This window comes from Clostridium estertheticum subsp. estertheticum (genome assembly GCF_001877035.1).
GTDB classification, from domain to species: Bacteria; Bacillota; Clostridia; order Clostridiales; family Clostridiaceae; genus Clostridium_AD; species Clostridium_AD estertheticum.
Genome location: NZ_CP015756.1, coordinates 312,166 through 325,124, shown reverse-complemented (window position 1 = coordinate 325,124; position 12,959 = coordinate 312,166). Strand labels below are relative to the sequence as shown.

The following is a 12,959-nucleotide window of genomic DNA, read 5'->3' as shown; positions in this document are numbered from 1 at the left end:
TTAAACATACGCTGTGTTTATGAATTATTAATGTTATATAACACCAAAGCACTGAATATTATAATCGCAGCGCCCCATATTGCTTTAACACCAATATTTAATGTTAATATACCTCCCAAAAATGAACCTACTAAAAATGAAAAAACAACTGTAAAAAGACGAATAGTACGAATAGCTGCCTCATGATCCTTTTGTGTAAAAGCAATATATGCCTCCCTTGCAGCTGATCGTAAGTTACCTGTGGACATGGTGGAGCTATATGGAGAATCCGCAATTTTCGAAAATGAGCACACTTGAATGGAAGCAACAAATGAAATTGTAACATTTACAATAATATTAGGAATGGTACTAGGTATAAATCCTATTACAAAAAGGACTATGATTTCAAAAATCAAAACTACCCGTGGCCAGTCATTTATAAATAAACAGGATGAATCATTTTTTATTGTTTGAACAACAATTACTCCAGTTACAAAAGCTACAATAGATGGAATATTAGCAAATGCATGCATCCACTCTCCTTTTGAGGCATATATGGCAAGTAGTACAATATTTCCAGTTTGAGCATTAGCGAAAACACCGCCCCTTCCTATAAATGTATAAGAATCCAAAAACCCTCCCGCAATTGCAAGAAGTATGCCAAATCTAAAGGACTCATGTATAACATGTTGTGAATGTAGTTTTCTAATTCTTCTTTGCATTAAATTCAAGTTAATTTTGATCAAAATTTAAGGACTCCTTTTATTATCTTTCTCCAAGCTTTAGGTTTGGTATTGCATTTAGTGTTAATGGTGAAACTCTTCCCTTTATTAATTCAAAATAAGCCGCACTTCCAATCATAGCTGCGTTATCAGTACAAAGAATCATCTCCGGGAACATAACTTTTATATTTTTCTTTTGCCCTTCTTTTATCATTGTCTCCCTAAGGCAAGAGTTTGAAGCCACGCCACCTGCTATTGTTATTTTATCTACCCCTTTAATTTTACATGCTTCAAATGCATTCTCTACCAAAACATTAACCACTGCCTTTTGGAAAGATGCAGCTACGTCAGGTATATTAATTGTCTCATTTTTCATATTCATTTTATTTAAATAATTTAATACAGAAGATTTGACTCCACTAAATGAAAAGTCTAAAGTAACATCATGAAATTTAGCTTTTGGAAATTTTATAGCATCTGCATTACCCTCTTTTGATATTTTATCTATTTTAGGTCCACCTGGATACCCAAGGCCTATTGCACGAGCTACCTTATCAAATGCTTCTCCTGCTGCATCATCTCTAGTTTCAGCCATAACTTCAAATTCACCGTGATCCTTCATGTATACAATAAATGTATGTCCGCCTGAAACTACCAAACACATAAATGGTGGCTCAAGCTCCTTATATTGAATAAAGTTAGCGCTTATATGCCCCTCTATATGATTAACTCCAATTAAAGGTTTATGGGTCGCATATGCCAGGCCCTTAGCGTATTGAACACCTACAAGCAATGCACCAACTAGTCCGGGTCCATAAGTTACTCCTATTGCATCTATATCATCTAAAGTAACATTAGCTTCATCTAGTGCTTCTTGAACCACAGCACTTATTGCTTCTATGTGCTTTCTAGACGCTACTTCTGGCACAACGCCTCCAAACTTTTCATGTATATCTATTTGCGATGCAATTATGTTAGATAAAACATCCCTACCATTTACTACTACTGCAGCCGCTGTTTCATCACAACTTGATTCTATTGCAAGTATTTTAATATCCTTTTCCATTGTTTTTACCCACCTTTGACGTAATTTATATGACTTTTTATTTATATCCATAAAAATATTATAATAATTTAATGTTCTATAAATTTTCTATTCTAAAAAAGTTTACATCTAATAATTATACTTTATTAGCTTTATCATATCAAATTTATATATATCTCAAGTTTTCATAGTTAGAGTTGAAAAAAAAACAGAAAGAGCGATTTATTCAATCACTCTTTCTGTATATTTGTTAATCTAATCTTTTTTCTAATTCTGTTTTCAGAGACTCATATCCAGTTTTTCCAAGAAGCGCAAACATGTTTTTCTTGTATGCTTCAACTCCTGGTTGATTAAATGGATTTATTCCTAATAAGTAACCGCTAATTCCACAAGCCTTTTCAAAGAAATAGACTAAATATCCGAAATAATAAGCATTTAATTCTGGTACTTCAACTACCATATTAGGTACCCCGCCATCATTATGTGCTAAGATAGTACCTTCAAATGCTTTCTTATTTACATAATCCAATGTATTTCCTGCTAAGAAATTTAATCCATCTATGTTTTCAGCATTTTCTTCAATTACAATATTCTTTCTAGGTTTTTCAACATTAATTACTGTCTCAGATATATTTCTTAATCCCTCTTGGATATATTGTCCCATAGAATGCAAATCCGTTGAAAAATCAACTGCTGCTGGGAATATTCCCTTACCATCTTTACCTTCACTTTCACCATATAATTGCTTCCACCACTCACCAAAATAGTGCATACATGGTTCATAATTCACTAATATTTCTGTAGTTTTGCCCTTTCGGTAAAGAATATTTCTAGTCACTGCATATTTATAGGCATCATTTTTTTCTAATTCTGGCATACTGTATGCCTGTCTTGCAGCTGCAGCGCCTTTCATCATTTCTTCTATGTCGATGCCTGCTGTTGCAATAGGTAATAATCCAACAGGTGTTAAGACCGTAAATCTTCCTCCAACATCATCTGGAATAACAAAAGTTTCATATCCTTCTGCATCTGCAAGAGTTTTCAAAGCACCTTTTGCTTTATCCGTAGTTGCATATATTCTTTCTTTTGCTCCATCTTTTCCATATTTCTTTTCCAAATAAGCTTTAAAAATTCTAAAAGCTACAGCTGGTTCAGTTGTAGTTCCAGATTTTGATATAACATTAACCGAAATGTCTTTTCCTTCAATAACTTCAAGTAAATCAGCCATATATGTTGAACTTAAATTATTACCAACATAGTATATGATTGGCGATTTTCTTTTATCTTTTGAAAGATTAGAATGAAATGTATGAGATAACATTTCTATTGCAGCTCTAGATCCTAAGTAAGAACCACCAATTCCAATTACTATAAGCACATCTGAATTATTTCTTATCTTTTCTGATGCTTTTTGTATTCTTGCAAATTCCTCTTTGTTATAATCCACTGGAAGATCAATCCAACCTAAGAAATCATTCCCCTGTCCTGTTTTATTATGTAACATATCGTGTGCTGCTGTTACCATCGGTTGTAGATATTTAATTTCATGTTCTTCTAAAAAAGAAGCCACCTTAGTTAAATTTAAAGATAAGCCTTTTGTCATAAATATACCTCCCTAAAAAAATTAAATAGTGTTTTTATAATTCTATCAAGTGTCCGTATTATAAATGTTATAGTAGTTACTACTATGTATTTTACTCAATTCTACAAAAAATATTTCAAGAAAATTATGCTCATACAATATCAAAATAAGTTTTCTTTAGTTAATTATACAATACTCTATTAATTGTTTCAACAAAACTCGTTGTTATTCCTAAACTCTATACATTAACAAAATAATTTATTGATTTTCGTATATCAAGGAAAAGAAAAACACCTATGCAATCTCCTATTATAACTAAGGAGAAAACATAAATGTTTATACTTATTTCGTCATTTCATCAAGCTTTTGTCCATCATGATTAAATACTTTAATAGCATTTAATGCTAATTCCTTGTTAACCATCTGCTTAAAGAGGTCAGTTGGAATAGTACATGTATGCGCTCCAGCTTCTAATGCATCTAGTATTTGGTTAGTGTTCTTGAAGCTTGCAGCCAAAATTTTACATTCAAGTTCTCTATCATCGTAGAACAACCTCATTTTTGAAATCGCATCAAATGGGTTTATATTATTATTTGACATCCTATTAACATAAGGTGCTACATAATCACACCCAGCTAATGCAGCTAGAATCCCTTGATCAGCTGAGTAAATGGCTGTACCTAATACAATAGTTTTAGGATTATTAGATTTAATTTTATTTACAACTTCTAATCCTATAAGATTTATAGGTACCTTGTAAGCAATTTTTTTACAGCCCTTAATATTATTAAGTTTTTCATAATCATCATAAAGTTCTTCTATTGTATCACCAATGAGTTGAACAAATAGTAGTTCTGTATTAGTTCCAAGAATATTTTCTATCTGCTTAAATCTATTTACATTTTCTTTAAGAAGAATTGTAGGATTTGTAGTTATCCCTTTTAATACTCCTGTCTTCATACATTCATTTATGTCATTAATATTAGCTGTATCTAAAAACATAGTAACCATTCCTCTCTAGTTGTTTTTTTCAATAATAATTTTTGTTCCTACCTCAATATTACTTATTGCTTTCTTTTCAACATATAAGGAACCTGCCATCAAATTGCTTGTATCACCTTTGAAATTTATTGTAATATGTCCCAAATCCTTCAAGTTTTTGTTGACCTGGTCCCCAACCGCTATAATTTTATAACTATCATCGTTTATATAAAGTGTATCGTCAACTTCTATGGAATCGTCTAACTTATTTTGTTCAATAAGAAAGCAATATGGTCTTAAGTCAGGTGGAGCATTAAATCCAAATAAAACTATAATTTCTTCATTTAAAAATTCTTTTGCACTTAGACCAATTTCTTGAATTTCTGTAGCATAAATCATTGTTTAATCCTCCTTTTGTTCAATTTATCGATACAAACCGAAACTTGCTACCCAAGCTACGAATACACGAGGTACTCCATTTAAGAATCTTGAGTATAATACTGATGGTACTCCTACTTCGACTGTCTCAGGATCAGCTTCCTCTAGCCCTAATCCAACTGGAATAAAGTCACATGCATTCTGGGTATTTATAGCAAACAATGCGGGTAATGCTAAGTTTGGATTTATATTTCCTTTTCCTATTTCAACACCAATTAGAGTTCCTATTACCTGAGCAATAACAGCACCCGGTCCTAGTAATGGTGAAAGGACAGGCAATGAACATATGAATCCAATAAGCATTAAGCCCCATACATTACCAGCGAGTGGTGACATAACCTTTGCAAAAAGATTACCAATTCCGCTTCCTTGTATGATACCAATCAACATTGCAACAAATGCCATGAAAGGTATAATTGTGTTAATCATTGTTTGAACAGCTTCCCTTGAAGCTTGTAACATTATAGCAATTGCTTTACCAGCTCCCATACCGAACTTAGCAACAATACTTCCCTTTTCAGCGTTTTGTGCAGTTAGTTTCTTGTCAGTCGAGTATCCCGATGTCTTAGGTGCTTCATTTTTACTAGCAGACGAAGTGCTTGCTTTTGCTGTTTCATCTGTTAATGTAATTTGGTCTAGTCCAACATTAGATACATAAAGCTCTTCAGTAATATATTTTGCCAAAGGACCTGATTTTCCTGTTGGAATAATGTTTATAGTAGGTATGCCCTTTTGTGGATAAACTCCACATCTTAATGTTCCACCACAGTCAATGACTACTAAAGCTGTCTCATTATCAGGAATCGAAGTTTTAAATCCATTTACTGCTTCCATTCCTGTTAATTCAACTATTTTATCTACAATTGCTGGTTTTTCTCCTCCACCAACAATATATACGAATTTATTCTTTTGGTCGGTAGGTGTCACTACAAAGGGACCACCCCATCCACCTTGACCTTTTTCAATTCTTATACTATTATATTTACTCATTATTTTACCCCCCTTATACTTTAGCTATTTTACTTAATTTAATACCAGATTTTCTGCAAACATATGCTGTTGTAAAATCAGTAACATATGCACCTACAGCATTCATTACAAGTCCAACAAGAAGATATCGTATTGCGAGTGGAGTAACACTTAAACCAAGGGTTGTAATGCCAGCTGAAACTCCTAGATAAAGAAATAACTCACCCGGATTAATATGTGGGAATATACCACTACTTGTGTGACAATATTGTGCAACAGCTGCATAATAACTAGGTTTATAAAATTCAGGTAAAAATTTTCCTAAAGTAAATGCTGCTGGATTACATAACGTAAACGCTGCAACAAAAGGTAACACCATATTTCTCATTAAAGAATACTTTGAAGCCCATTGCGCAAACCTATTAACTCTCTCTTGACCAATTAAATTAATTACGGTATTCATAAATACGAGTAATAACAATACTAATGGTACAATACCTGTCATCCAGCTTAGAAAGGTTTTTGATCCTATTTTAAACAATCCTATAAATCCTTCTGCAATCTTAATAGTTAAATCCATTTTATGCACCCCTTTTTTTTATTATATTTTTATATAAGTATTATTTATAAGGTGATTAATTTTTCACCATTATATTTTTTCTGATTCAAAAGATGACCATGGAATATCAACTGCAGTAGCACCTGCATTTATGATATTATCAACATGTATTAGCAGTGGAAAATCACTGAGCTTCACGACCCCTCTTTTGGCAAGAGCACGCACCCCTCGTGCAGTACGAGTGGCAATAACTATTGATTCAAGTGTTACGCCTTCTAATCGTTTAATAGATTCTTCAATTGAGAAACCTTGCCCAAGCAGGGTTCCGACTTTACGAGTACGTCCACCAAAAACAGTTACATAAAGGTCACCAGCAGATAATATAATATTTTCGTCACCACCACCAACTATTTCAAGAAGATGTTTCATTTCCTTTACGCTTTGTCCGAAAAGTCCAGCCTGAGAATTATAATGCTCATGGCCTAAGCCATCAGGTCCAATAGCCAGTCCAATAGCGAGTGATACACCCAATGCATAGGCATTTTTTAGTGCTACTGCACACTCAACACCTACAACATCTGTAGAAAGACTTATATGATAGTATGGAGATTCAAATAAGCTCTTAAGCATTCTAAGTATTTCTATATCATGTCCACAAAATGCAACGACAGAATGATCTTTATCAGCAAGTTCATAACTAGTACATGGACCACCTATAGCATTAATAGAAAGTTTCTTATTAGCTGGAAGCTTACTTTCAAAGTACTGTGGATAAGTAATCATACTTCCATCCTCTAAGTCAATCATTCCTTTTGTTATTGAAAGAATAGGAATATTTTCAGGTATGATAGGCAATATATTCTCTGCAAACCAATCAACACCAAAACTACTAACCCCACATATAACAACATCAGCTCCCTCTAATGCTTTATTTACTTCTTCGATTTGATAACACTCAATTCCTGTTTTAGGCAATTGACGTTTTAATGTAGGATGAAAACCTATAGTCTTTACAGAATCGATAACACTTCTATCCAGTGGCGTACCAACTAATCGCACCTTGTTACCGTTTTCAATTGCAGGAAATGATAAAGCAGAGGCCATCTGACCGGCTCCAATAACTGTTATAATTTTCATAATGTACCTCCTATTAAAGTATTCATAAAATTAATTATAAATTGAAATATCAATGAACCAATTTTTCATATACTTTTCCGAATGGTGATTTCTTTTCAGGAACAATTTCTCCATTTTTTACAATGTTATAACTATTAACAGCATCTAATACTGCTTTACGAGTTATTTTTATCTCTTTCTTCATTTCTTCATCTTTCAATGTGATTTTGCCAATTTCTCTACCATTAAATGTGTTGAAATCCTTAAACTTAGCTAATATTGTAGTTCCCTGTATTTTTCTTCCATACCTTATTCTATCATTTTTATCAAGTGCAAAAAGTATTATAGTACCTGATTGGATTTTACCAGCACGCCTTCCTATAGATACTCTGCCCTCCTTTCTTAGTCTTATATATTCATCATTAAAATGTTTGATTTGCTTGAATCCTAAAAAATATTGCAAGGCAAAGGATAACATTACAACCACACCGAGTATAAGCATATATTTAAACGTCATCTTATCAACTTCCTTTCATTAAATAATTGTAAATCAATAAATATCTTCTATATCTTGAAGTTTGAAAACAAGTTCTTTGTCACTTATTATGGTGAATATTTCATCATAAATTTTCAGCAATGCCCCTTCTTGCTGATTATCCATATTTTCTGGTATTAACAAAAATAATATAATTTTTAATTTGTCCGTGTTAGGCTTTATGATACCTATAGTTAGACTAAAGTTATTTATTTTTTTATCTATTAAATGAGGAAATGCTACTCCATTTTCATAAATCATCGAACTCAAGTTGTCTTTTTTCTCAAATATACTGTAAATATCACTAGAAACATACTCTTCATCAATAAGCTTACTCGTAATTATTTTTACATTATCTCTGTAGCTTACAGAGCCATCTAGATATAATATTTTAAGATTTTCTAGTTTCATTATGTTTGCAATTGGTTCTAAATTTTTCTTTTTAAGCTCTTTGAGCTTTTGGGTAATAGAATCTTGATCGATAATTCCATCTATTTTTATAATAGGAAAGTGCCTATCATTTATAATATTTTCTGTGCTAAAAATCATTCCATAATTGGATACATCCTTAATTTTCAACTCTGAAACAGTCAATAAATCAATGTTAGAGTTTAATCCAACTATTTCTTGCAACTGCTTTCTTATCAGTTCAAAAGTGCCTCTGCCATTATTAGTCACAACGGCAATATTTCCGTCACTATTCTTACTTTTATAATCAACCTTCCTGTCATCCAATATTAGAGCAAAATATACTGCGAGATAACTTATGTCAATTTCTGTACCCATCAGATGATATTGTTTTTGAAGAACACTCATTGATATTTTCGCCAATTCGAAAGCTAGTGGAAATCTAATTTTAATTTGGTCTGAAAAAATATCGTTTACAGGAATTCTAAATATTAATCTGTTAATTAAAAATAATAAATGATGCCTTACCTTATTATAAAAAGTTTTCTCATTAATATCAATCATAAAACGTTCCCTTATGCTAACAAGCATTTGTTTAACAATCTGCAGTAATATTTCTTGATTTACAGTATTTTCTATACTTTTAGTATGTGCAGAGTTTCTTGTATTAATAGGGAACGATATAAAATCAATATCTTCATGATTTAGTTTTATTTTATAAATATTTTCAATTTCTGTAATAAAATCATTAAGTGTTTTACTGTTAATTTCAAAGTTTTTGTACATAGGAATAGACGTTTTTAGATTCCTACCTTTTTTTATTCTATCAATAGTTACTAATGTTGACTTATAAAAAAGTAGCTCCATTTGGTCATTAAACTTATAATGCTTAGCTAGTGCTTCTAAAAGGTCAATGGTTTTATTGTCTATATCGACATCACATTTAAAGTAATCAAACACTTCATAAATAAGAATTAAACGTTTACTAAATTCATTGCATTTTAACTTAATACCCTTGTTTGTAACTCCCAAAATTTCAGCATCATATTTTCTTAAAAGATCTTTTGTTTTTTTTAGATCATTATTGACTGTACCTCTACTAACATTCATTTCCTCTGAAAGATCCATGATATTTAGGTAATTTTCCGTATTTATTAATTGATCTAATAAATACGCAATCCTACAATGAAAATCATTAAAATCAGTGGGAGTTGTAGGATTACTTAGATGTCTATAGCTGTTATCTTGGTCACAATTATTAACTACTCTATTACACTCCAAGACTTCATTTTTCTTATCTATCAAACCAAACTCCTCCTGTTTAACCTCTTGATTTTCCTCCAGAAATGTTGATTACTGTTCCAGTAATATAGCCAGACTTTCCAGATGCAAGGAAAGTTACTAAATATGCTATTTCATCTAGTTTTCCAACACGTCCAAGCGGAATACTCTTTTCGTACCCTGTGTCTAACTGATCTACATTTATATTTCTTGTATAAGCTAATGCTTCGTTATATGCAGGTGTTGTAAGTCCAGTCTTCTCATTAATTCCAGGGGCTATAGCAACTACTTTTATACCAAATTTCCCAAGTTCCTTTGCCCAAGATCTAGTATAAGAATTTACAGCACCCTTTGTTGCAGAATATAGACTTTGTCCTACCGAACCTTCCATACCTGATTCAGAAGAAATATTTATTATAACTCCTTGTATTTTTCTTGCTAGCATGTCTCTTACTACAGCTTGAGTTACAAACACAATACCCTTTTGGTTTACTGCAGTCATCTTGTTAAATGATTCTTCGTTAATTTCATATTTTTTTTCATCACTATATACATCAACAAGCAATCTTGGTAGATTAATTCCAGCATTGTTAACTAACACGTCAATCTTACCATACTCCTTCACCGTTTCTAAGACCATGGCATTTATACTATCAATTGATGTAACATTAGTCTTAATATTGTATACACCATCTTTTTTTCCAGTTTCCACATTCATATCAGCAACAACAACGTTGGCACCGTTTTCTTTAAGTTCATTTACTATATGTAATCCAATACCAGAGTTTCCACCAGTTACTATAATAGTCTTTCCGTCAATATTTAACCAATTTTTAGATTCACTCAACTTGTTATTCATATAAAAACCTCCCTCTATATCTTGTTTTTATTATATCTCATAAAGTGAGTAGAATTAATACAAGAATAAATTCATAAATTCATAAATTCTTTGTACTAATCAAACCTAAACATAAGAATATACTGACAAATAAACTACCTTATACTAACACAAAATTAAAAAATAAGAAATTATATCTAAATAATAAATAAGACAATCACTTTAAAACATGTCACTTATATATCTATATTTCTATGCTATACTGATATACGCAGGTTTATTAAAAAGATAGATCCTAGGGGGAACATATGAATAACACTTATGCAAAAGTCATTATAAAGGGCTCACCCATTTCAAAATCTAATTTCAAACTTTTTAACACAAATGGGAGAGCCATTTTACCTTATAATTCTGGAAAATACCACGATAGGTATGCTTTATATGAAGAAGAAATTGCTTATCAATGTAGAAGCCAGAATCCCAGCATTTTTTTAACAGAATCTCTTATCGCCGTTTTAAAGGTATATTATAAAAGTATCAAAAGACATCCTGATACAAACAACATAACCAAAAGCATTTTTGATGGCATAGAAAAAAGCGGTCTTATAGTTAACGATGCTCAAGTTACAAGACTTATTATTGAGGAATTTTACGATGCCGAAAATCCTAGATTTGAACTAGAACTTTTTGGTGAAAGTATATATGCTATGAAGTATTCAATAGTTGAAAGAGAAGAAAAAAATCCACCTATAAATTATGATCCACCATCAAATAAGAAAAACACAATTGGATCTAAACTAAATAAACCTAAATCCGGGATAATTAAGAATTCTACCTCAAATTCAATTTGTGAAATATGTGGGAAAGTAGTACCAAAGGATGAGTGCATTTCGGCTAATAAGGGTAAAGCCTCCCTTTGCAAACATTGTTTTAAGAAATTATTTTAATTGTAACAGTCAAACCATTTTATAAATCACAAAATGATTTGACTGTTACTTTTTATGTATACATATTACAAATAAATCTGGCTATGCTATTAATATAAACATTAAAATATGAAAGGAGATATACCTGGTGAATAAAAATAAAAAGACTAAAATTAAAAAGGTTAATGACGCTATAAATAACATGGGAAATAGTACAAGTTTTGAATCTTTGAAAAATAAAGATAAAAAAAATAGTCATGAAGGGTTAAAGTAATAAGTCAAATACATGAAACTGAATAAAAAATTGCATTAAGGGTATCCCTACCTTATTAATGCAATTTTTTTATTCGTTATAAAACTATTTTGAATTCAATTTATTAAAATACTGATAATACCATTGTTATACATATTATATGTTATAATAGAACCTATATCTTATATTGTACGAATTTTTACAACATTTAGAATATAATGTCATCTTTCTAATGATGTACAAAATATATTTTAATTATAATTTAGTTTTAAAAATTATAGGAGGGATAAATATGAGCACAAATGTTAACATCGATTGGAGCAAATTAGGTTTTGCTTATAGCAAGACAGATCTTAGGTATATCTCAATATGGAAAAACGGTAAATGGGATGATGGGAAACTAGTTAAAGATAACAATCTTTCTATAAGTGAAGCCTCAACATCTCTTCATTATGGTCAGCAGTGTTTTGAGGGTTTAAAAGCTTATCGCACAAAGGACGGAAGTATTCAATTATTTAGACCTTTGGAGAATGCAAAACGTTTGAGAAACAGTTGTTCACGTGTTTTAATACCTGAAATTTCAGATGAAAAATTTCTTGATGCATGTTTACAAGTTGTTAAAGCAAATGAAGCTTTCGTCGCACCATACGGAACTGGGGCAACACTTTATCTAAGACCTTATGTAATAGGTATTGGGGACAACCTCGGAGTAGGCCCAGCACCAGAATTTTTATTTGGTCTATTCTGTTGCCCAGTAGGTGCTTATTTTAAATCTGGTTTATCTCCAGTAAATTTTATGACATCAGATGAATATGATAGAGCTGCACCATTTGGTACTGGCGACGTAAAGGTTGGAGGAAACTATGCCGCAAGTCTTCTTGCTCATGAACACGCTGCATCAAAAGGTTTTGCAGACTGTATATACCTTGATCCTGCAACTCACACTAAAATTGAAGAAGTTGGTGCTGCAAACTTTTTTGGTATTACAAAAGATAATGTATTTGTAACTCCAAAATCACCATCAATACTTCCTAGTATAACTAAAAAATCATTAATTTATATTGCAAAAGAGTATTTAAAAATGGATGTACAAGAAAGAGATGTTCCAATAGATAGTCTTTCTGATTTTAAAGAAACAGGTGCATGTGGAACTGCTGCTGTAATTACACCTATTGGTGGTATTGAACATAAAGGTAAGCTTCATGTTTTTCACAGCGAAACAGAAGTTGGCCCAGTTACTAGAAAACTTTATGATACTCTTTACGGGATTCAATTTGGTGATGTATTAGCACCAGAAGGTTGGATTGTAAAAGTTAAATAAATATTA

At 31.6% G+C, this 12,959-nt stretch carries 14 protein-coding genes; 3 read left to right on the top strand and 11 right to left on the bottom strand.

Features of this window, described 5'->3' with window-relative positions:
* Window positions 1-17: 17 nt before the first annotated feature.
* The 11 genes from A7L45_RS01555 to A7L45_RS01505 form a co-directional block, all read right to left on the bottom strand.
* Window positions 18-725 carry a YoaK family protein gene (locus A7L45_RS01555; RefSeq protein ID WP_071611140.1) on the bottom strand — a complete coding sequence of 236 codons (708 nt, stop codon included), beginning with the start codon at window positions 723-725 and terminating at the stop codon, window positions 18-20.
* Between the two features lie 19 nt (window positions 726-744).
* Window positions 745-1,767, bottom strand: coding sequence for a tRNA (adenosine(37)-N6)-threonylcarbamoyltransferase complex transferase subunit TsaD (tsaD, locus tag A7L45_RS01550; protein ID WP_076605246.1), 1,023 nt, complete (start codon window positions 1,765-1,767; stop codon window positions 745-747).
* A gap of 229 nt (window positions 1,768-1,996) precedes the next feature.
* The gene (locus A7L45_RS01545) at window positions 1,997-3,349 is read right to left on the bottom strand and encodes a glucose-6-phosphate isomerase (RefSeq protein WP_071611138.1); all 1,353 of its coding nucleotides are present in this window, start codon (window positions 3,347-3,349) and stop codon (window positions 1,997-1,999) included.
* A gap of 321 nt (window positions 3,350-3,670) precedes the next feature.
* The gene (locus tag A7L45_RS01540; protein ID WP_071611137.1) at window positions 3,671-4,330 is read right to left on the bottom strand and encodes a transaldolase family protein; all 660 of its coding nucleotides are present in this window, start codon (window positions 4,328-4,330) and stop codon (window positions 3,671-3,673) included.
* A 15-nt stretch (window positions 4,331-4,345) separates the two neighbouring features.
* Window positions 4,346-4,708 carry a PTS glucitol/sorbitol transporter subunit IIA gene (locus A7L45_RS01535; protein WP_071611136.1) on the bottom strand — a complete coding sequence of 121 codons (363 nt, stop codon included), beginning with the start codon at window positions 4,706-4,708 and terminating at the stop codon, window positions 4,346-4,348.
* A gap of 24 nt (window positions 4,709-4,732) precedes the next feature.
* Window positions 4,733-5,737: a PTS glucitol/sorbitol transporter subunit IIB gene (gene srlE, locus A7L45_RS01530; RefSeq protein ID WP_071611135.1), complete on the bottom strand. Its 1,005-nt coding sequence runs from the start codon at window positions 5,735-5,737 to the stop codon at window positions 4,733-4,735.
* A gap of 13 nt (window positions 5,738-5,750) precedes the next feature.
* Window positions 5,751-6,296 carry a PTS glucitol/sorbitol transporter subunit IIC gene (gene srlA, locus A7L45_RS01525; RefSeq protein ID WP_071611134.1) on the bottom strand — a complete coding sequence of 182 codons (546 nt, stop codon included), beginning with the start codon at window positions 6,294-6,296 and terminating at the stop codon, window positions 5,751-5,753.
* A gap of 69 nt (window positions 6,297-6,365) precedes the next feature.
* Window positions 6,366-7,412 carry a glycerol-3-phosphate dehydrogenase gene (locus tag A7L45_RS01520; RefSeq protein ID WP_071611133.1) on the bottom strand — a complete coding sequence of 349 codons (1,047 nt, stop codon included), beginning with the start codon at window positions 7,410-7,412 and terminating at the stop codon, window positions 6,366-6,368.
* A 49-nt stretch (window positions 7,413-7,461) separates the two neighbouring features.
* Window positions 7,462-7,908, bottom strand: a complete 447-nt coding sequence (locus tag A7L45_RS01515) for a transcriptional regulator GutM (protein ID WP_084647315.1) — start codon at window positions 7,906-7,908, stop codon at window positions 7,462-7,464.
* Window positions 7,909-7,941: 33 nt separating this feature from the next.
* Window positions 7,942-9,639 carry a BglG family transcription antiterminator gene (locus tag A7L45_RS01510; protein WP_071611132.1) on the bottom strand — a complete coding sequence of 566 codons (1,698 nt, stop codon included), beginning with the start codon at window positions 9,637-9,639 and terminating at the stop codon, window positions 7,942-7,944.
* A gap of 16 nt (window positions 9,640-9,655) precedes the next feature.
* Window positions 9,656-10,474, bottom strand: coding sequence for a sorbitol-6-phosphate dehydrogenase subunit (locus tag A7L45_RS01505; RefSeq protein WP_071611131.1), 819 nt, complete (start codon window positions 10,472-10,474; stop codon window positions 9,656-9,658).
* Window positions 10,475-10,761: 287 nt separating this feature from the next.
* Here A7L45_RS01505 and A7L45_RS01500 point away from each other — a divergent pair, with 287 nt between their 5' ends.
* The 3 genes from A7L45_RS01500 to A7L45_RS01495 all read left to right on the top strand — a co-directional run bounded on the left by A7L45_RS01500 (window position 10,762) and on the right by A7L45_RS01495 (window position 12,953).
* Complete coding sequence (locus A7L45_RS01500; RefSeq protein WP_071611130.1) at window positions 10,762-11,400, top strand: RusA family crossover junction endodeoxyribonuclease; 639 nt, start codon at window positions 10,762-10,764, stop codon at window positions 11,398-11,400.
* Between the two features lie 127 nt (window positions 11,401-11,527).
* A complete protein-coding gene (locus A7L45_RS24015; RefSeq protein WP_257786560.1) occupies window positions 11,528-11,653 on the top strand; it encodes a hypothetical protein in 126 nt (41 codons plus the stop codon).
* A gap of 271 nt (window positions 11,654-11,924) precedes the next feature.
* Window positions 11,925-12,953 carry a branched-chain amino acid aminotransferase gene (locus A7L45_RS01495; protein WP_071611129.1) on the top strand — a complete coding sequence of 343 codons (1,029 nt, stop codon included), beginning with the start codon at window positions 11,925-11,927 and terminating at the stop codon, window positions 12,951-12,953.
* Window positions 12,954-12,959: the final 6 nt, after the last annotated feature.